The organism is Arthrobacter sp. V1I9, from assembly GCF_030817075.1.
GTDB lineage: Bacteria > Actinomycetota > Actinomycetes > Actinomycetales > Micrococcaceae > Arthrobacter.
Map to the genome: position 1 here is coordinate 2,415,963 of NZ_JAUSYU010000001.1, position 18,942 is coordinate 2,434,904.

General features: G+C 65.5%; 17 protein-coding genes. 1 reads left to right on the forward strand and 16 read right to left on the reverse strand.

Annotated features, from left to right (window positions below; translation table 11 throughout):
* Nucleotides 1-6: 6 nt before the first annotated feature.
* The 9 genes from QFZ70_RS11410 to dxr all read right to left on the reverse strand — a co-directional run bounded on the left by QFZ70_RS11410 (nt 7) and on the right by dxr (nt 9,318).
* Nucleotides 7-846 (reverse strand): TSUP family transporter, encoded by an 840-nt coding sequence (locus QFZ70_RS11410; protein WP_307095665.1) that lies wholly within the window; start codon nt 844-846, stop codon nt 7-9.
* A gap of 9 nt (nt 847-855) precedes the next feature.
* Nucleotides 856-2,667, reverse strand: coding sequence for a proline--tRNA ligase (locus QFZ70_RS11415; protein WP_307095666.1), 1,812 nt, complete (start codon nt 2,665-2,667; stop codon nt 856-858).
* A gap of 380 nt (nt 2,668-3,047) precedes the next feature.
* Nucleotides 3,048-3,938 carry a DUF4081 domain-containing GNAT family N-acetyltransferase gene (locus QFZ70_RS11420; protein WP_307097865.1) on the reverse strand — a complete coding sequence of 297 codons (891 nt, stop codon included), beginning with the start codon at nt 3,936-3,938 and terminating at the stop codon, nt 3,048-3,050.
* On the reverse strand, nt 3,901-5,067 hold the full coding sequence (gene ispG, locus QFZ70_RS11425; protein WP_104042819.1) for a flavodoxin-dependent (E)-4-hydroxy-3-methylbut-2-enyl-diphosphate synthase: 1,167 nt from the start codon (nt 5,065-5,067) through the stop codon (nt 3,901-3,903). Before ispG ends, QFZ70_RS11420 begins: the two co-directional genes overlap by 38 nt.
* A gap of 35 nt (nt 5,068-5,102) precedes the next feature.
* A complete protein-coding gene (locus QFZ70_RS11430) occupies nt 5,103-5,396 on the reverse strand; it encodes a YciI family protein (protein ID WP_307095668.1) in 294 nt (97 codons plus the stop codon).
* A gap of 80 nt (nt 5,397-5,476) precedes the next feature.
* A complete protein-coding gene (locus tag QFZ70_RS11435; protein WP_307095669.1) occupies nt 5,477-5,989 on the reverse strand; it encodes a hypothetical protein in 513 nt (170 codons plus the stop codon).
* The gene (locus QFZ70_RS11440; RefSeq protein ID WP_307095670.1) at nt 5,986-6,666 is read right to left on the reverse strand and encodes a MarR family transcriptional regulator; all 681 of its coding nucleotides are present in this window, start codon (nt 6,664-6,666) and stop codon (nt 5,986-5,988) included. The genes QFZ70_RS11435 and QFZ70_RS11440 overlap by 4 nt, the downstream gene beginning before the upstream one ends.
* A 117-nt stretch (nt 6,667-6,783) precedes the next feature.
* On the reverse strand, nt 6,784-8,115 hold the full coding sequence (locus QFZ70_RS11445) for an RIP metalloprotease (protein ID WP_307095672.1): 1,332 nt from the start codon (nt 8,113-8,115) through the stop codon (nt 6,784-6,786).
* Between the two features lie 18 nt (nt 8,116-8,133).
* The gene (gene dxr / locus QFZ70_RS11450) at nt 8,134-9,318 is read right to left on the reverse strand and encodes a 1-deoxy-D-xylulose-5-phosphate reductoisomerase (RefSeq protein WP_307095673.1); all 1,185 of its coding nucleotides are present in this window, start codon (nt 9,316-9,318) and stop codon (nt 8,134-8,136) included.
* Nucleotides 9,319-9,391: 73 nt separating this feature from the next.
* Here dxr and QFZ70_RS11455 point away from each other — a divergent pair, with 73 nt between their 5' ends.
* Nucleotides 9,392-10,861, forward strand: a complete 1,470-nt coding sequence (locus QFZ70_RS11455) for a lipase maturation factor family protein (protein ID WP_307095675.1) — start codon at nt 9,392-9,394, stop codon at nt 10,859-10,861.
* A 25-nt stretch (nt 10,862-10,886) separates the two neighbouring features.
* On the opposite strand, the gene QFZ70_RS11460 is transcribed toward QFZ70_RS11455, so the two are convergent.
* From QFZ70_RS11460 to QFZ70_RS11490, 7 genes are read right to left on the reverse strand one after another with little or no spacing between them, the layout of a single operon-like run.
* Entirely contained in the window at nt 10,887-11,726 is an 840-nt protein-coding gene (locus tag QFZ70_RS11460; RefSeq protein WP_307095676.1) for a CoA ester lyase, read from the reverse strand.
* Nucleotides 11,723-12,274, reverse strand: coding sequence for a MaoC family dehydratase (locus tag QFZ70_RS11465; protein ID WP_307095677.1), 552 nt, complete (start codon nt 12,272-12,274; stop codon nt 11,723-11,725). The genes QFZ70_RS11460 and QFZ70_RS11465 overlap by 4 nt, the downstream gene beginning before the upstream one ends.
* Nucleotides 12,271-13,044, reverse strand: a complete 774-nt coding sequence (locus QFZ70_RS11470) for a CoA transferase subunit B (protein WP_307095679.1) — start codon at nt 13,042-13,044, stop codon at nt 12,271-12,273. The genes QFZ70_RS11465 and QFZ70_RS11470 overlap by 4 nt, the downstream gene beginning before the upstream one ends.
* A 2-nt stretch (nt 13,045-13,046) precedes the next feature.
* Nucleotides 13,047-13,814, reverse strand: coding sequence for a CoA transferase subunit A (locus QFZ70_RS11475; protein WP_307095681.1), 768 nt, complete (start codon nt 13,812-13,814; stop codon nt 13,047-13,049).
* A 50-nt stretch (nt 13,815-13,864) separates the two neighbouring features.
* Nucleotides 13,865-15,040 (reverse strand): acyl-CoA dehydrogenase family protein, encoded by a 1,176-nt coding sequence (locus tag QFZ70_RS11480; RefSeq protein WP_307095683.1) that lies wholly within the window; start codon nt 15,038-15,040, stop codon nt 13,865-13,867.
* A 2-nt stretch (nt 15,041-15,042) separates the two neighbouring features.
* Nucleotides 15,043-17,286, reverse strand: coding sequence for a biotin carboxylase N-terminal domain-containing protein (locus tag QFZ70_RS11485; RefSeq protein ID WP_307097866.1), 2,244 nt, complete (start codon nt 17,284-17,286; stop codon nt 15,043-15,045).
* Between the two features lie 12 nt (nt 17,287-17,298).
* Nucleotides 17,299-18,906: a carboxyl transferase domain-containing protein gene (locus QFZ70_RS11490; RefSeq protein WP_307095685.1), complete on the reverse strand. Its 1,608-nt coding sequence runs from the start codon at nt 18,904-18,906 to the stop codon at nt 17,299-17,301.
* Nucleotides 18,907-18,942: the final 36 nt, after the last annotated feature.

Here is an 18,942-nt window from a genome sequence, read left to right on the forward strand (position 1 = left end):
TGCATGCTACGCCCCGCGTTCGGTGCCCACGAGGTCCTCTTCTACCCCTGTTTGGGCGAAGTTTTCCTGCCAGACGTCGTAACCGAGTTTGAGGATCAGGGCGGCCACCACCACAAGGAAGACGACCCGGACGAACCGGCTCCCCTGCGCTACCGCCGTCCTGGCACCGAGGTACCCGCCGGCCATGTTGGCAATACCCAGCAGCAGGCCCAGCCCCCACAGGATGGATCCGTGCGGCAGGAAGAACATCAGGGCGCCGGCATTGGTTGCCATGTTCACGATCTTGGCTTTGGCACTGGCTTCGAGGAACGCATAACCCATCGCGGAAACCAGGGCAATCACCAGGAAGGAACCGGTCCCCGGACCAATGAGGCCGTCGTAGAAGCCGATGACGGCGCCGATCAGGCACGCCACCACATAGTGCTTGTGGCCGTTGTGCCGCAGGGCGGTGATGTGGCCCGCGTCCGGCTTAAGGGCGGTAAACAGCGCTACTGCCACCAGCGCGGCCACGATAATGGGCTTGAACACGCTGGACGGCAGCGTGGCGGCCAGTACTGCGCCGCCGAAGCTGCCCGCCAGGGCAATGACAGCCATCGGCAGAGCCGTCCTCAGGTCCGGCCCCACCCGTCGGTAGTACGTGACAGCGCTGGTTGCGGTTCCGAAGATGGACCCCATTTTGTTTGTCGCCAGTGCTTGGACAGGCGAGATGCCCGGGACCAGCAACAGGGCGGGGAGCTGGATCAACCCGCCCCCGCCCACCACGGCGTCCACCCAGCCCGCGGCGAAACCCGCCAGCACAATCAATACCAGCGTGGTGAGCTGGATGGACTCAAGCCCCGGGAGCACTTCTGCGGGTCAGCCGGCGCGGACAGCGTTGACTACGTAGTCAACTGCCTTGTCTACGGCAACGTTCTCGGCTTCGCCGCTGCGGCGGTCCTTAATCTCCACTACGCCGTCCACCAGGCCGCGGCCCACGGCAAGGATAGTGGGCACGCCCAGCAGCTCGGCGTCGCCGAACTTGACGCCCGGCGAGACCTTGGGCCGGTCATCGAGCAGAACATCAAGGCCCGCTGCTTCCAGGCTTGCTGCCAACTGCTCTGCCGTGGCGAAGATGTCCTCGCCCTTGCCCACAGCCACGACATGGACGTCTGCGGGCGCTACGGCACGCGGCCACACCAGGCCCTTGCTGTCATTGTTGGATTCGGCCAGCGCCGCAACAGCCCGGGTGACACCCACGCCGTAGGAGCCCATGGTCACTGTGACCTGCTTGCCGTTCTGGTCCAGGACCTTCAGCTCCAGGGCTTCGGCATACTTCCGGCCGAGCTGGAAGATGTGGCCCATCTCGATGCCGCGGGCAATTTCCAGGGGGCCGGAGCCGTCAGGAGCCGGGTCACCTTCGTGGACGTCGGTGCACTCGATGACACCGTCCCAGGTGAAGTCCCTGCCTGCCACCAGGCCGAAGACGTGCTTGCCGGCTTCGTTCGCGCCGGTGATCCAGGCGGTGCCGCTGACAACGCGGGGGTCCACCAGGTAGAGGAGCTTCGATTCGCTTTCGCTGCCCAGCAGCGGTTGGTCCAGCGCAAGCCCGGGCCCGAGGTAGCCCTTGACGATCAGAGGCTGCTTCTTGAGGTCGTCGTCGTTTGCTGCTTCGAGGCCGATCTCGCCGGCGATCGGCAGGAAGGACCCGATGTTCGCTTCGACGCGCTTCAGGTCCACGCCGCGGTCGCCCGGGAGGCCGATGACCACAAGCTGGCGCTCGCCGGTGGGCAGGGTAACGGCCACCACCACGTTCTTGAGCGTGTCCGCGGCAGTCCAGGCGCCGCCGTCGGCCTCCGAGCGGGGGGCGAGCTGGTTGGCGGCTGACACCAGCGTTTCGATGGTGGGCGTATCAGGGGTGTCGAGGACCTCCGCGGCGGGAGCAGCGGAAAAGTCGATCTCTGCCGGCGCCACCGTGGTGACGGCCTCCACGTTTGCGGCGTAGCCGCCCGCTGAACGGACGAAGGTGTCCTCGCCGATCTCCGTGGGGTGCAGGAATTCTTCGCTCTTGGAGCCGCCCATGGCGCCGGCGGTTGCGGTCACCGGGATGACTTCCAGGCCGAGGCGTTCAAAGATCCGCAGGTAGGCGCCGCGGTGCGCGGCGTAGCTGGCGTCCAGGCCGGCGTCGTCAACGTCGAACGAGTAGGAATCCTTCATGATGAACTCGCGTCCGCGCAGGAGCCCGGCGCGGGGGCGGGCCTCATCGCGGTACTTGTTCTGGATCTGGTAAAGGCTGAGCGGCAGGTCCTTGTACGAGGAGTAGAGGTCCTTGACCAGCAGCGTGAACATTTCCTCGTGGGTGGGGGCGAGCAGGTAGTCAGCGCCCTTGCGGTCCTGGAGGCGGAACAAGCCCTCGCCGTATTCGGTCCAGCGGTTGGTAGCCTCGTAAGGCTCGCGCGGCAGGAGCGCCGGGAAGTGGACCTCCTGGGCACCGATGTTCGCCATTTCCTGCCGGATGATGGCTTCGACCTTGCGCAGGACGCTCAGCCCCAGCGGCAGCCAGGTGTAGATTCCGGGGGCTGCGCGGCGGATGTAGCCGGCACGGACCAGCAGGCGGTGGCTGGCCACCTCGGCGTCGACGGGGTCTTCACGCAGGGTGCGAAGGAAGAGCTGGGACAGTCTTGTAACCACGGGTGGGTATCCGTTTCTGGGGAGGTGCTGGAGCAACAGCAGGCCGGGCAATTCGTCTGCGTACTAATCTACCGGCAAGCGCAGTAGAGCCACGCCCGGGAATACAAAGCCCCTGGCCCCCCAAAAGGGCTGGTCATTGCATCCGGGCGTGGCTCAACGCCGTTATCGCCTAAGTACTGGTGAGGAGTGGTGAGACCGCCCACGCCACTGCAGCGCAGCTAGATCGAACCTAAGTGATGACGGCCACAATTGACAACTATTCTTTCTATCAGGACGTAGATCAGCGACATGTCCGGGCCTGGTTTTAGTTCACCGGCTGATCAAATTTAGGGCCTGCCGGGCCTGAGCACCCGGCGGCAGCGGAGACGGCGATGGCGCCACTAGAACAGCACCGTAGCGAACGTGCCCACCTGCCGGAAGCCGACCCGCTCGTAGGTGGCACGGGCGCGCAGGTTGAAGCCATTGACGTACAGGCTGGTGACGGGAGCGATCTTCCTTGCCTGCTCCACAACGGCGGCCATGTATGCGGAGCTGAGGCCCTGGCCCCGGTAGAGCGGATTCATCCAGACGCCCTGGATCTGGGTGACCTCCGGCGTGACCGCACCGAGTTCGGCTTTGAACACCACCTCGCGGGCATTGTTGAGGTGAACCAGGGAATGGCCCTGGCGGATCAGTCCTTCCACCCGCCGGCTGTAGAACTCCCTGCCGCCCAGGAAAGGGGAATATCCCACTTCTTCTTCGAACATGGCGGCGCAGGCAGGAAGGATGCGGTCGAAGTCGGCAAGGTTTCCCGGCCCAAGGCCGGGGTCCGGTTGGATCGACGGCGGGCCCTCGATGGTCATCAGGGGCTGCTCGGCGCGGACTTCGTGCGCCCGGTGGCCCAGTTCCACAAGTTCAGCATGGAGGGCTAGAACGGACTGGGCCGGGCCGAACGCGGAGGCGTAGCGGCGTCCGGACGCATTGGCCGCCCCGGCGACGGCCCCGGCAAACTCCGGGTCAAGCTGGACCGGAACCAGGTTGGCCCCTGCCCAGCACGCACCCACCAGGACGCCATCGTCGAAGACGCCAATGACGCCGGCGCCGCCGCTGGTGGGTGCGGCAGTACCGGCAGCACGCAGGTGCGCGAGGATAAATACATTGGCCACCGGATCCTGCTGCGCCAGCAGCCGGAGCGCGGCAGTATTCGTTCCGTCCAGCGTACGGACGGAAATTCCCGGGGGGTCGGGGACGTCCTTACGAGACGCTAACCACGGGGCTACCCTTGACAGCATCTTCGCCATCGGCCTCCCCCATCTCTTCCGCGATACGCATGGCCTCTTCGATCAGTGTCTCAACAATCTGGCTCTCGGGCACAGTCTTGATGACTTCACCCTTCACAAAGATTTGGCCCTTGCCGTTGCCGGAAGCAACGCCAAGATCAGCCTCACGGGCCTCACCGGGACCGTTCACCACGCAGCCCATAACAGCCACCCGCAGCGGAATCTCCATGCCTTCAAGGCCGGCAGTGACCTGCTCGGCAAGCGTGTACACGTCCACCTGGGCACGGCCGCAGGACGGGCAGGAGACAATCTCCAGCTTCCGCGGGCGCAGGTTGAGGGACTGGAGGATCTGGTTGCCCACCTTGATTTCCTCCACCGGCGGAGCCGAGAGTGATACGCGGATGGTGTCGCCGATGCCCCGGGACAGCAGGGCGCCGAAGGCCGTGGCGGACTTGATGGTTCCCTGGAATGCCGGGCCTGCCTCGGTCACACCGAGGTGCAGCGGCCAGTCGCCTTTTTCGGCCAGCATCTCGTATGCCGCCACCATGATCACGGGGTCGTTGTGCTTGACGGAAATTTTGAAGTCGTGGAAACCGTGCTCCTCGAACAGGGAAGCTTCCCAGACGGCGGATTCCACCAGCGCCTCGGGAGTCGCTTTGCCGTACTTCTTCAAAATGCCGGGCTCCAGCGAGCCCGCATTGACGCCGATCCTGATGGAGGTGCCGTGGTCGCGGGCCGCAGCAGCGATTTCCTTGACCTGGTCGTCGAACTTCCGGATATTGCCCGGGTTCACCCGCACCGCGGCGCAGCCGGCTTCGATGGCCGCAAAGACGTATTTGGGCTGGAAGTGGATGTCCGCGATCACCGGAATCTGGGACTTCTTGGCGATGATGGGCAGCGCTTCGGCGTCATCGGCAGAAGGGCAGGCCACGCGCACAATGTCACAGCCGGACGCCGTGAGCTCCGCAATCTGCTGCAGGGTGGCGTTGATGTCCGTGGTGGGGGTTGTGGTCATGGACTGCACGCTGATGGGGAAATCCGAGCCAACCCCTACTGAACCAACCTTGATCTGGCGGGTCTTGCGGCGGGGGGCGAGGACGGGCGGCGGTGCTGAGGGCATTCCCAGGCTGACCGAGGTCACGTGGACTCCTAGAGTTGAAAGGGGTGTTGAGGCGGCTACGCGGCGAAGCCGGCCAGCATGCCGGTAACGGGTGACCATTCGGTGATGCGGGTTCCGGCGATCACCCCGGCAGCGGCGAAGGGGTCCTGCTTGAGGATGGAGTTCAGGGCGGACTCGTCTGCTGTCTTGAAAATCAGCAGTGCTCCTGCCCCGTCACCGTACGGTCCGCTGGCCAGGATTGCACCGTCCTGCGCCAGGCCCGACGTCCATTCACGGTGGGCCGGACGGGCGGCGCTGCGGGCTTCGGTGGAATCGGCGGCGTAAACATACTCAACGGCAAAAACTGTCATACCGCTACCCTATCGCCCTGCCTGCCCTTGCACCCATCCGGGAAGCCTGCGGAGGCGCTCCTGCCCGGACCCGCCTGTTCCTAGGAGAGGAACAGTACTTTGACCACCGCTGCCGTTCCGGCGGCCCACAGCATGGAGGCCAAGGTTCCGATGATGAAGCGTTCGGCCGCCACGGGCGTTTCCTTCAGCTCCGCGAATCTACCCAGGCCCTTGATGGCAACAATGTATGCGATGGCCACAGGCTGTCCGGTGAGGATCGCCAGGCACACGCCGAGCCGCTCCAGCACTCCGATAATGGCACCGCCGCGGAGGATGCGCTGGCTGGGAGCAGGGGCTACCACAGCGGAAGCGCCCGACGACGGCGCGCCGGCTGCGGCTGTCAGCTCGCCATCCACGTTCTGCGCTTCGGCGTGCGCCACGTCCACCGTTACGTCAGCTGCCGGGTCCTCGGCTGCCCTCCTGGCTTCCCCGGCAGCCTTTGCGGCATCGGCCTTGTCGTCGATGGTTCTGGCGAGGCGGAACACCAGGGCGGTCACCGGCCAACCGGCGAAGCCCGCCACGAGCAGTGCAACAGTGATCCAAAGCGCGGTCACCTGGCTCCTTCATTCTGGGAACGGACAAGGTGGGAGTGGGCGTAATCCAGGAGCATTGCTGCTGCCGGCCTGGCTGCCCATTCTTCCTGCCAGCCGGATCGAAGGACGGCCCGGCTCACCGATTGCTCGGTAATTCCCAGCTCCTGGGCAACGTGCTTCTGGCTGCCGTGCCTGCCCTCGCCGCCCTGGAATGCGCGCAAACGGTCCACCACCCGCCACTGCGCCTCGGTACGCTGCTGCACCACCCTCCCGATCAGGCGAAGCACCGCCTGGGCATTTGCACTGGCCATGGCCCCATCCTGGGCCTGGGGCGGGATGTCCCTGCCACGGCCCATGGTGCCTGATACCACTGACAACGGAACCTGGCCTGCTGCAGTCTTCGCTAATTCAACAGCTTTTCGCGCCGCCACGAAGCCGCTTCCGGACCCCTCCCTGGGACTGTCCCCCGGAGCCAGCTGCACGCTGCCGATTCCGATTCCGACGTACCAATGACCAGTCCGAAGCGCCCGGAGGGCTACATCCACCACCTCCGCGGCATGCTCAACGACCCCTTGGAGCTCATCACCTACGGAACGTTCGAAGGCTGCAGGCGTGAGATCCCGCAGGGCGGAAATCAGCTCCGGGACCCGGTCCACGTCAGAAGAGCTGCCCTGCTGGTCGATGGTGAGAACGTACATGCCATAACTTTAGGCAGCTGATTCCGGATAATCAATCACTGATAGCTGATTATTAAATATCAGCCAGCAGAGGCTGATAGGTGGAAATCACCTCTTTCTTTTGACCGAACAGGAAGGTCAGCCGAAGAGGTTCACCGGCTTCACGATATCGGCGTAGATGAGGAGCGCGCTCATGCCCATGAGCAGGGCCGCCACCACGTAAGTCACGGGGAGCAGCTTGGCAATGTCGAAGGCTCCGGGATCCGGTTTGCCGAACAGTTTGGCCACCTGCCGCCGGGCGCCTTCGTACAGCGCGCCCGCAACATGGCCGCCATCAAGCGGCAGCAGCGGGATCAGGTTGAAGACCGCCAGGGCGAAGTTCAGCCCGGCAAGCAGTCCCACCAGGGTTGCCACCCGCGACTGGACCGGAATTTCCTCCATGGCGGCCACTTCACCTGCCACCCGGCCCACACCCACTACGCTGATGGGGCCATTGGGGTCGCGTGGTTCCTCGCTGAAGGCAGCCTTAGCCACGCCCACCACGCGCGCGGGCAGGTTAAACACCACTCCTGCCACCTGCCGGATATTCTCCCCGGCCATGGGCAGGACGGACGACGCCGGCTGGGCCACCAGTTCTGTCTGCGCACCGATGCCCAGGAAGCCGACGTCCTGATACAGGAGGGTTCCGGCGTCGTCCTTCGCCTGCCGGCCATCCGGACCGATGATCGGCCGGGCCGACAGCACGGGAGTCACGGTGGTGGAAACGGGGGCACCGTCCCGCTCCACGGTAATGGCCACTTCACGTCCGGCCGAGGCCCTGATCCATTCCGTCAGCTGGTCCCAGCTGGTCACGGCCTTGCCATCAAAGGAGGTGACCGTGTCGCTGGGTTTGAGGCCGGCGGCGGCAGCGGGCGTCAGCTGGCAGTCTGCTGAATCGGGGTCAACGGTTTCGCCCGCTGCCACCTGGCACTTGGAGACGTCGGAAATGGTGGTGGTGGCCGTGGCCATGCCAAAGCCCATCAGCAGGACCGCCGTCAGCGCCACTCCGAGGACCATGTTCATGGCCGGGCCGCCCAGCATCACAATGATCTTTTTCCACACCGGAAGCCGGTAGAACACCCGGTTCTCATCGCCCGGGCCCACTTCCTCGTGGGCCACGGAGCGTGCTTCCGTTGCCAGGGTCTGGAACATGCCCGTGCTGGAGGGACGCACCGATCCGTCGTCCTGGTTGGGCGGGTACATCCCGATCATGGACACGTAGCCACCCAGCGGGATGGCCTTCACCCCGTACTCAGTCTCGCCTTTCCGCCGCGACCAGAGCGTGGGACCGAAACCGATCATGTACTTGGTGACGCGGACCTTGAAAAGCTTGGCGGGCAGGAGGTGGCCCACTTCGTGGAGCGCGATAGAGGCAGCGATGCCGATGGCCACAAAGACGACACCGAGGATAAAAAGGAGAACGGGGGTCATGGAGGTACTTGCTGCTTCCTAGAGACTGCTGACTGCTAAACGTTCGTTGGCGCGTGCGCGTGCCCAGCTTTCAGCATCCAGTACGGTTTCCACCGTCAGCCCCGAGGAGCCTGAATGTTCGCTGAGAACCGCTGCGACAGTGTCCACGATGTCCGTAAACCTGATGCGGCCGGCATGGAAAGCCGTGACGGCTTCCTCGTTGGCGGCGTTGAACACGGCGGGGAAGGTGCTGCCCTGCTTTGCGGCATCCTTGGCGAGATCAACGGCGGGGAACGCAGCCACGTCCAGCGGCTCGAAAGTCCAGGCAGCCGCCCGGGTCCAGTCGCAGGCAGCCGCGGCCCTGGGCACCCGGTCCGGCCAGCCCAGCCCCAAGGCAATGGGGAGGCGCATGTCCGGCGGGGAGGCCTGGGCGATGATGGAGCCATCGATGAACTGGACCATGGAATGCACCACGGACTGCGGATGGACCACCACGTCAATGCGGTCCAGCGGCACGTCGAACAGCAGGTGCGCTTCGATGACTTCCAATCCCTTGTTCACGAGGGTGGCCGAGTTGGTAGTCACCATCACACCCATGTCCCACGTGGGGTGCGCCAATGCTTCCTGCGGGGTGACAGCGTGGAGCTCCTCACGGGTCCTGCCGCGGAAAGGGCCGCCGGAGGCGGTGAGAATGAGTTTGTCCACCTCGGCCGCGGACCCGGAGCGCAGGCACTGGGCGATGGCCGAGTGCTCCGAGTCAACCGGGACAATCTGGCCCTCCCGTGCTGCCGCCTTCACCAGCGATCCGCCCACAATAAGGGATTCCTTGTTAGCAAGGGCCAGCGTTGCGCCGGACTTGAGGGCCGCCAGGGTGGGTGCAAGGCCGATCGATCCCGTAATTCCGTTGAGCACAACGTCGGCCTCGACTTCGGCGATCCGGGTGGAGGCATCCGGTCCGGCGATGATCTCCGGCCGGTAGCCGTGCTTTCCCGCCGCGCCCGCAGCTTCGTCGATCAACGCAGCCAGGCGGCGGGGGTCGCCGCCGGCAATGCCCACAGCCGCTGCCCGGGTGTGCACCGCCTGGCGGGCGAGGAGCTCCAGGTTACCTCCCCCGGCGCTGAGGGCAACCACCTCGAAAAGGTGCGGGGCGCCGTCGACGACGTCAATCGCTTGGGTGCCGATGGAGCCGGTGGATCCGAGGAGGGCGATCTTGCGTGGCTGCATTGCTTAAGTATCGCGCACCATCCTTGACCCGCTGCGCCTTGACCATGGGGTGGCCGGGCGTAACGTGGACTGCGTGGACTGGCTCTCCTGGTTTGACGCGCCGGAATATGAGTTCGCCCGGCAGGTGCTGCAGCGGGGTGTGGCGGCACTTTATTTTGTTGCGTTCCTGTCCTCACTGAACCAGTTCCCCGCGCTGCTGGGTGAAAGGGGCCTCCTGCCCGCACCGGAGTACCTTTCCGGTTTCAGCCGTTTACGCCGGCCAACCCTTTTCCGCTGGCGGTATTCCGACCGGTTGCTGCGCTGGGTCTGTGCGGCAGGGCTACTGGTGTCCGCGTTGCTTGTGGCCGGCGTCCCGCAGCAGGGGCCGCCCTGGGTTCCGCTCATTGCGTTTTTGGGCCTGTGGCTGCTCTACATGTCCATTGTGAACGTCGGCCAGACGTTCTATGGATTCGGCTGGGAGATGCTGCTCCTGGAAGCCGGCTTCACTGTCGCCTTCCTGGGGTCGAACCAGACGGACCCGCCGCGCACCATCCTGATCCTGATCGTGTGGCTGGTGTTCCGGCTGGAATTCGGCGCGGGCATGATCAAGATCCGCGGCGGCCGGGAGTGGCGCGACCTGACCGCCCTGTACTACCACCACGAGACCCAGCCCATGCCTGGGCCCCTGAGCCGGCAGGCACATCTGCTGCCCAAGCCGCTCCATAAAGTCGAAGTGCTGGGCAACCATTTCGCCCAGTTGGTGGTGCCCTTTTTCCTGTTCGCGCCCCAGCCGGTAGGCAGCGTGGCCGCGGCGGTGGTGATCCTCACGCAGTTGTGGCTCGTGGCCACCGGCAACTTCGCCTGGCTGAACTGGATCGCCATCGTGCTGGCCTTCGCCGCGGTCAGCGATCCGGTGGCGCACGCCGTCCTGCCGGTTATCCCGCTGGACTGGCACGGAGAAGCCGCCACGGACAGGGACACTCCCCTGTGGTGGCTGGTGATTACCCTGGCAGTCACGCTGCTGCTGGTGGTGCTCAGTTACTGGCCCCTGCGCAACCTGTTCTCCCGCCGCCAGCTGATGAACGCCAGCTTCAACCGCTGGCAGCTGGTCAACACCTACGGGGCGTTCGGATCCGTGACGAAGAAGCGCATCGAGATCGTGGTGGAAGGCACGCTGGACGAGGACCCTGACGATTCCTCCAGCTGGCGGGAGTACGGCTTTAAGGGCAAGCCGGGGGATGTCCGCAGGATTCCGCGCCAATGGGCGCCGTACCACCTGCGGCTGGACTGGCTGATGTGGTTCCTGCCGTTGCGGAGCGTCCACGAGGAGTGGTTCTACGCCTTCCTCGGCAAGCTGCTGGAAGCGGACCACCGCACCCTGCGGCTCCTCCGCCATGACCCGTTCGACGGCGTGCCGCCGCATTGGGTGCGTGTGCGCAGCTACCACTACCGTTTCGCGACGCGCCAGGAGTTCCGGGAGACCGGAGACCGGTGGGTGCGCACGCTGCTCCACGAGCCGATTCCACCGGTTTCGCTGCCGCGATCCAGCGGGCGGAAACGTTAGGCGTGCTCCCTGCGCGCCGGAAACGTTAGGCGTGCTCCCCTGCGCGCCGGATGACGGCCTCGGCGTGCTTGAGGATGGGTCCGTCAATCATCTGGCCCTTGTACTGGAAAACGCCCTTCCCTGCCGCCGCGGCGGCCTGCAGCAGCGCTGCCGCAGCTGAGACTTCCGCTTCCGACGGCGCAAAGGCGCCCCGGACTACTGCAGCCTGGCTGGGATGGATGCATGCCTTGGATCCGAAGCCTGACGCGACGGCGTCGGCAGCTTCGGCAGCAAGACCCGTCAGGTCCGGGATGTTGGTGTAGACGGCGTCCACGGCTTCCTTGCCGAACGCCCGGGCGGCCAGGAGAACCGAGGACCGGGCATGGAGCGCAACTGCCCGGTAGCCGCCGTCGTCCTTCCTGCTGGAGGTTCCACCCAGTGACGCGAGCAGGTCCTCAGCTCCCCACATCAGGGCCACTGCGTTGGGGGCCGCGGCGATTGCGGGGGCGTTGAGGACGCCCGCTGCCGTTTCGCACAGTGCAACCACCTGGTAGCGGGCCAAGGCCTCCAGCTGCGCCGCACTCTCGGCCTTCGCGAGCATCACGGTTTTGTATGGGGTATGGGCCAGGCAGTGCAGGTCCTTTTCGAATTCCTCAGTCCCGGCCGGGTTGACCCTGATAATGGTCCGGCTGGGATCCAGCTCGGGTTCGTCACCGGTGGCGCCAAGCTGGGCGAGAATCGCACCCCGGGCGCGCTGTTTGTCGGCAGGGGCCACCGCATCCTCAAGGTCAAGGATGACGGCGTCGGCCCTTGTGGCGGCCTTCTGGTAGCGCTCCGGCCGGTCGGCAGGGCAAAAAAGCAGGGCAGGGCCCATCACAAAGGTCATACCGGTATTGTCCCTTCTCCCGCACCTGGTTGCCGGGCGTGCGCATCCTTCGTCCACATCAGGCAGCTGCGCTTCGCGAGCGCCACTACGGTGCCGTCCTGGTTGCGGCCCGTGTGTTCCATGGTCACGACTCCCTGGCCGGGACGGGATGCGGAGAGCCGTTTCCCGGTGATCACCGTCCCCGTATAGAGGGTGTCGCCGTGATAGAGCGGGTGCGGGAAGGAGACGTCGGTCAGGCCCAGTTGGGCGATGATGGTGCCCTGTGTGAGCTGGGAGACGGACTGGCCCACCATCGTGGCGAGCGTGAACATCGAGTTCACCAGCCGCCGGCCAAAGGGCTGCCCGGCGCTCCAGGCAGCGTCCAGGTGCAGGGCCTGGGTGTTCATGGTGAGGGTGGTGAACAGGACGTTGTCCGCTTCCGTGACGGTGCGGCCGGGACGGTGTGCGTACAGCACGCCCTCTTCCAGCTCGTCGAAGTACAGTCCGCGCTGCTCAATCACGCGTTGCTCCCGGGTAGTTGAGCCTGTCGAAACCACGTCGCCCGTCATACAGTCAGTTCCCGGTCTTCCTCGAAAAGCTCGGCGCCGGTGGCTGCTGCCACGTCTTCCACGGAAACGTTGGGCGCGAGTTCCCGCAGCACCAGGCGCGACCCTGAGGTGTCGGCTACGACGTCGATGACTGCCAGGTCGGTGATGATCCTGTCCACGCAGCCCTTGCCGGTCAGCGGCAGGGAGCACTGCTGGACGATTTTTGGGTTTCCGCTGCGGTCCACGTGCTCCATCATTACGATGACCTTTTTGGCACCGAACACCAGGTCCATGGCGCCGCCCATGCCTTTGACCATCTTGCCCGGGATCATCCAGTTGGCGAGGTCGCCGTTCGCGGCCACCTCCATGGCACCGAGGACTGCGACATCCACGTGGCCGCCGCGGATCATTCCGAAGGAAGTAGCCGAGTCAAAGAAGGCAGCCCCGTTGTTGACCGTGACTGTTTCCTTGCCGGCATTGATCAGGTCCGGGTCAACAGCGTCCTCCGCGGGGTAGGGGCCCACGCCCAGGATCCCGTTTTCGGAGTGGAGCACCACTTCCACGCCGGCCGGAATGTAGTTGGGAATGAGGGTTGGCATGCCGATGCCCAGGTTGACGTACTGGCCGTTGCTGAGCTCCTGCGCAACCCGTGCGGCCAGCTCGTTACGGGTCCAGCCCTTGGCTTCCGACGTATCACGTCCGTCACCGGGGGCGGCGTGCTGGGAAGCTGCGCGGCGGTACTCGGGACGGACGCCCTCAGGCCGTGGTGCGTAGGGGCTGTTTGGATCCATGGCTAAGCTCCTGCCGGTTGGGTGAGTGCAACGGTCCGTTTCTCGATGCGTTTCTCGGCGCCGGGGGCCAGCACCACCCGCTGGACGAAGATCCCAGGGGTGTGGATGTGTTCCGGGTCCAGCTCGCCCGGCTCCACGAGTTCCTCCACCTCCGCGATGGTGATCCGCCCGGCCATGGCGCAGAGCGGGTTGAAGTTCATGGCGGTGGCATGGAAGACCAGGTTTCCGTGTCGGTCCCCCTTCCATGCGTGGACCAGACCAAAGTCCGGGGTCAAAGCCTCCTCCAGCACATAGTCGACCCCCGCGAAGGAACGCACCTCCTTCGGTGGGGACGCGACGGCGATGCCGCCCTCGGCGTCGTACTTTTGCGGCAGGCCCCCCTCGGACACCTGGGTGCCGACCCCCGCCTTGGTGTAAAAGGCCGGGATGCCGGCCCCGCCTGCCCGGAGTTTCTCAGCCAGCGTTCCCTGCGGGGTGAGCACCACTTCAAGCTCGCCGGCCAGGTACTGCCGGGCGAACTCCTTGTTCTCGCCGACGTAGGAACTGATGGTGCGCCGGATCCGGCCGTCGCGCAGCAGGATTCCCAGGCCCCAGTCGTCCACACCGCAGTTGTTGCTGACCGTTTCGAGCTCCGATGTGCCGGCCCGGTGCAGCGCGTCAATGAGGGACACCGGGATGCCGCACAAACCGAAACCGCCCACGGCCAGCGAGGCGCCGTCCGGGATGTCCGCCACGGCCTCCTCGGCGGTGGCAACAACCTTGTTAATCATCAGTGATCCTTTCAGGCCGGCTACAGTCCCAGTTACTACAGGCCCACGTCCTACAGACCCAGTTCGCGGGCGATCAGCATCAGCTGGACCTCCGTGGTGCCCTCCCCCACTTCAAGGATCTTGGAGTCGCGGTAATGGCGTGCCACGGTGAACTCGTTGATGAAGCCATAGCCGCCGAATACCTGGGTGGCATCCCGCGCGTTGTCCATGGCCGCCTCGCCTGCGACCATCTTAGCGATGGCCGCCTGGGTCTTGAACGGCTTTCCGGCCAGCATGCGGAACGCCGCATCGTAATAGGCCAGGCGGGCGGTATGGGCCCTTGCCTCCATGCGCGCGATCTTGAACGAGATCGCCTGGTACTTGCCGATCTGGTGACCGAAGGCACTGCGTTCCTTGGCATATTTGACCGAAAGGTCCACGCATCCCTGGGCCGCACCGGTGGCGAGGGCTGCGATGGCGATGCGGCCCTCATCGAGGATGGACAGGAAGTTCGCGTAGCCGCGTCCCTCCACGCCCAGCAGGTTCGCTTCCGGGACCCGAACATCCTTGAGCGTCAACGGGTGGGTATCGGACGCATTCCAGCCCACCTTGTTGTACGGTTTTTCGGCCCTGAAGCCGGGCGTGTCCGTTGGCACAAGGATGGTGGAGATTTCCTTTTGGAGGCTGCCGTCCGGCCGTTCCTTCTGGCCCGTCACCGCGGTGACGGTGACCAGGCGGGTGATGTCCGTGCCGGAGTTGGTGATGAACTCCTTGTTGCCGTTGATCACCCAACTCGTCTTGTCTCCGACGACTTCCCGCCGGGCTGAGGTTTTGGTGCCGCCCGCGTCCGACCCCGCCTCCGGTTCGGTCAGGCCGAATCCGGCGAGCGCCTGGCCTGACGCCAGCATGGGCAGCCACTCCTCCTTCTGCTCGTCGGTACCGAACCGGTAGACGGGCATGGCGCCCAGTGACACGCCTGCCTCAAGGGTGATGGCGACGGACTGGTCCACGCGGCCCAGTTGCTCCAGTGCGAGGGCCAGGGCGAAGTAGTCACCACCCATGCCGCCGAACTCCTCCGGGAAGGGCAGACCGAACAGCCCCATCTCCGCCATCTGCTTCACTACCTCATACGGGAAGCTGTGTTCCTCGTCGTGCTTGGCCGATACCGGAGCAACAACGTTGTCCGCGAAGTCCCGCACGGTGTCGCTGAGGTCCTGGTATTCCTCGCTGAGTTCAAAACCTGCCATGTCTAGGCTCCTTCGCCATTGGATGAATCGATGTTCAGGGGGTGGGTGCCATCCGTGGCGGCATGCGGGTGGATGGTGGCCAGGACCTGGTCCGCCTTCACGAGGTCACCCGGCCGGATGCTGAGGTGGACCGTCCCGTCCAGGGGTGCCAGCAACTGGTGCTCCATCTTCATCGCCTCTACGGACACCAACACCTGTCCGGCCACCACGGCCTCGCCGTCGCTGACCGGAACGGACACCACCGTTCCCGGCATCGGTGAGCGAACGGCGGGATCGGCGGCGCCCTCCTCCCGGTGGATGGCAGCGAGCACCCGCTCAAGCCGGGACTCGCGGGTGAGCACCTCCAGCCGGCAGGACCAGCCTCCGTTGCCTAAGAACAGTTCCGCGGGTACCCCGCTGACCGGCGAATCGTATGCAGGGGCCGCCGGGCCGCGGAAGACCTGGGCGACAGCGTAGGTTGTGGCGCGGCCGTCCAGGGTCAGCACGGCCGCGCGCGGGGAAAGGAACTCCAGCCGCGCCGGGCGTGCGGGTCCGCTGTCCACTGCCACAAGGACAGTACCCCCGGCAGCGGCACCGCTGATGCGGACTGTTGCGACGCCGCCGTCGGGCGTTCCCAAGCTGACCCGCCGGGGTGCCGGTGCTCCCAGCCGCCAGCCATTCCGCGCGTGCCAGGGGCCGGGCGGCAGGGGTGTGTTGTTCTGTTCCTCGGCCGCGACGGCGAGAAGCGCAGCCGCCACCAGTTCGGAATCGGCAACCCGGCGAAACGAGAGGTCCGGCAGTTTGCGCTCTATGAGGCCGGTATCGAGCCGGCCCGCGCCGACGTCGGGATCATTGATGAGCAGCCGCAGGTACTCCACGTTGGTGTCCAGCCCCAGCGCTGTATATCCGGCGAGCGCCGCGTCGAGGGTAGCCAGGGCGGCTGCGCGGTTTCCGCCCCAGGCGATGAGCTTGGACATCATGGGGTCGTAGCTGGCCGAAAGTTCCAGGCCCTCCACCAGGGACGAGTCCACCCGCACGACGCCGTTACCGGCAGTAACCTGGGTCCGGGAAGGGGCGCTGGGCCGCCTTGGCCCGCCGGGCAGTTCGTCCAGCAGGAGCAAAGTGCCCGTGGAGGGAAGGAAGTTCTTCTCGGGCACCTCGGCGTACACGCGGGCTTCCACTGCGTGCCCGTTAAGTTCGACATCGGACTGCCGGACGGTGAGTTCCTCGCCGGCGGCGATCCGCACCTGCCATTCAACGAGATCGATGCCGGTCACCATCTCGGTGACCGGGTGCTCCACCTGCAGCCGGGTGTTCATTTCCATGAAGTAGAACTCCTCCGGCGAATCATCGGAGACGAGGAATTCCACTGTTCCGGCACCGCTGTAATTCACGCTGCGCGCGGCGTTGCAGGCGGCCTCGCCGATGCGGGCACGGATCGCGCTGCCCTCGGGGAGCCCTTCGAGCAGCGGCGACGGTGCCTCTTCAATAACCTTCTGGTGCCGCCGTTGCAGGGAGCATTCACGCTCGCCGAGGTGGATGACGTTGCCGTGGTTGTCCGCGAGCACCTGCACCTCGATGTGCCGGGGGGTTGGCACCAGCCGCTCCAGGAACAGGGTGTCGTCGTTGAAGGCGCTTGCCGCCACCCGCCGCGCCGTGGACAGCGCGGCTTTAAGGTCCTCCGGGCGTTCCACCACATGCATGCCCTTGCCGCCTCCACCGGCGGAGGGTTTGATGAGCAGCGGAAAACCAACAGCCTCGGCAGCCTGGACCAGTTGCCCGTCTGTCATTCCCGGTTGCGCCACCCCGGGGACGACGGGAACGCCGTATCCGGCCACATGGTTTTTGGAGCAGATCTTGTCCCCCATCATGTTCAGGGCCTCCACGCCCGGGCCGATGAAGGTGATGCCAGCCTGGTCCAGGGCGCGGGCGAAGTCCGCGTTCTCGCTCAGGAAGCCATAGCCCGGGTGCACTGCTTCGGCGCCGGTCTTCCGGCAGGCCTCGATGATGGCTTCGATCTTCAGGTAGCTCTCCGTGGCAGCGGCGGGACCGATCCGGACGGCAGTGTCTGCTTCGCGCACGTGCCGGGCGCCGGCGTCGGCATCACTGTAAACGGCGACAGACCTGATGCCCAGGGCGCGGAGCGTGCGGATGACGCGGCAGGCTATCTCGCCGCGGTTGGCCACCAGGACTGTGCCGAAAAGTGCATCCTGGTTTGGCGGCGCCGTGACGGCTGTTTCCTGCCGGGTAGCGGGCGAAAGGGGCATGGTCATTGTGGCTCACATCCTGAAGAGGCCAAAGGAGGTTTCCGGCAGCGGGGTGCGGGACACCACGTCCAGCGCCAGGCCCAGGACGGTGCGTGTGTCTGCCGGATCGATCACGCCGTCATCCCACAGCCGCGCGGTGGAGTAGTAGGGGCTGCCCTGGTCCTCGTACTGCCGGCGGATGGGCGCTTTGAATGCTTCCTCGTCCTCGGCGGACCACTCCTGGCCGGCAGCCTCGTACTGGTCACGCTTCACGGTGGCCAGGACGCTGGAGGCCTGGTTGCCTCCCATTACGGAGATCCGGGCGGCGGGCCACATCCACAGGAACCGCGGCGAATAGGCGCGGCCGCACATGGAATAGTTGCCCGCACCGAAAGAGCCGCCGATCACCACCGTCAACTTGGGCACGCGGGCCGTGGCCACGGCCGTGACCATCTTGGCGCCGTTCTTGGCGATGCCGCCCTGCTCCGAGTCCTTGCCCACCATAAAACCGGAGATGTTCTGCAGGAACACCAGCGGGATCCCGCGCTGGTCGCACAACTCAATGAAGTGGGCGCCTTTCAGCGAAGACTCACTGAACAGCACACCATTGTTGGCCACGATGCCCACCGGGTGCCCGTGTAGCCGGGCGAAGCCGGTCACCAGGGTGGCGCCGTACTCCTTCTTGAATTCGTGGAAACGGCCGCCGTCCACCAGCCTGGCAATCACCTCGTGGACGTCGTACGGCGCATTGACGTCAGCGGGAACAGCCCCGTAGAGCCCTGCCGGGTCTTCAGCGGGTTCGACGGCGTCCGCCACCTCCCACGCCGGTGGCGCCGGGGGTGGCAGGGTGGCGACGATGTCCCGGATGATCTGCAGGGCGTGTTCGTCGTTTTCGGCGAGGTGGTCGGTCACGCCGGAGATCCTCGAGTGCACTTCCCCGCCGCCGAGTTCCTCCGGGCTGACGATTTCACCGATCGCGGCCTTTACCAGCGGCGGCCCGCCCAGGAAGATGGTCCCTTGGTTCCGGACGATAACGGTCTCATCGCTCATGGCAGGGACGTAGGCGCCTCCCGCCGTGCAGGAACCCATGACCGAAGCGATCTGGGGAATCTTCGCCGCCGAGAGCCTGGCCTGGTTGTAGAAGATGCGGCCAAAGTGGTCCCGGTCCGGAAAGACCTCGTCCTGCTTGGGCAGGAAAGCTCCGCCGGAATCCACGAGGTAGATACAGGGCAGCCGGTTTTCGAGGGCGATCTCCTGGGCCCGCAGGTGCTTCTTCACAGTCATGGGATAGTACGTTCCGCCCTTGACGGTGGCGTCATTGGAAATCACCAGCACGTGCCGGCCGTGAACCAGCCCGATTCCCGCAATGACGCCGGCGCCGGGAGCCTCATCGTTGTACATCCCGTTGGCGGCCAGCGGGGCGACCTCAAGGAAAGGGCTGCCGTCATCCAGCAGCTGGTTGATGCGCTCGCGGGGCAGGAGTTTCCCCCTGGCCACGTGGCGTTCCCTCGACTTTTCGGGCCCGCCCAGGGCGGCGTCGGCGAGCTTCTTCCGCAGCTCTTCGGCGAGCGCCAGCTGGGCTGCCCGGTTCGACGCATAGGCCTCCGCTGTTGAGTCGAGCCGGGTGGCAAGGGTCTCCATTGACGGTCCGTTCCTGTTCCGATCCAAGCTGCTCGA

What these genes read in the sequence shown, in the direction of transcription:
- QFZ70_RS11460 (WP_307095676.1), bottom strand. Translation starts at nt 11,726, where the DNA reads ATGACCTTTGTGATGGGCCCTGCCCTGCTTTTTTGCCCTGCCGACCGG.
- QFZ70_RS11420 (WP_307097865.1), bottom strand. Translation starts at nt 3,938, where the DNA reads ATGCTGTCAAGGGTAGCCCCGTGGTTAGCGTCTCGTAAGGACGTCCCC.
- QFZ70_RS11480 (WP_307095683.1), bottom strand. Translation starts at nt 15,040, where the DNA reads ATGGCAGGTTTTGAACTCAGCGAGGAATACCAGGACCTCAGCGACACC.
- QFZ70_RS11475 (WP_307095681.1), bottom strand. Translation starts at nt 13,814, where the DNA reads ATGATTAACAAGGTTGTTGCCACCGCCGAGGAGGCCGTGGCGGACATC.
- dxr (WP_307095673.1), bottom strand. Translation starts at nt 9,318, where the DNA reads ATGCAGCCACGCAAGATCGCCCTCCTCGGATCCACCGGCTCCATCGGC.
- QFZ70_RS11470 (WP_307095679.1), bottom strand. Translation starts at nt 13,044, where the DNA reads ATGGATCCAAACAGCCCCTACGCACCACGGCCTGAGGGCGTCCGTCCC.
- QFZ70_RS11465 (WP_307095677.1), bottom strand. Translation starts at nt 12,274, where the DNA reads ATGACGGGCGACGTGGTTTCGACAGGCTCAACTACCCGGGAGCAACGC.
- QFZ70_RS11445 (WP_307095672.1), bottom strand. Translation starts at nt 8,115, where the DNA reads ATGACCCCCGTTCTCCTTTTTATCCTCGGTGTCGTCTTTGTGGCCATC.
- QFZ70_RS11490 (WP_307095685.1), bottom strand. Translation starts at nt 18,906, where the DNA reads ATGGAGACCCTTGCCACCCGGCTCGACTCAACAGCGGAGGCCTATGCG.
- QFZ70_RS11485 (WP_307097866.1), bottom strand. Translation starts at nt 17,286, where the DNA reads ATGCCCCTTTCGCCCGCTACCCGGCAGGAAACAGCCGTCACGGCGCCG.
- QFZ70_RS11440 (WP_307095670.1), bottom strand. Translation starts at nt 6,666, where the DNA reads ATGTACGTTCTCACCATCGACCAGCAGGGCAGCTCTTCTGACGTGGAC.
- QFZ70_RS11430 (WP_307095668.1), bottom strand. Translation starts at nt 5,396, where the DNA reads ATGACAGTTTTTGCCGTTGAGTATGTTTACGCCGCCGATTCCACCGAA.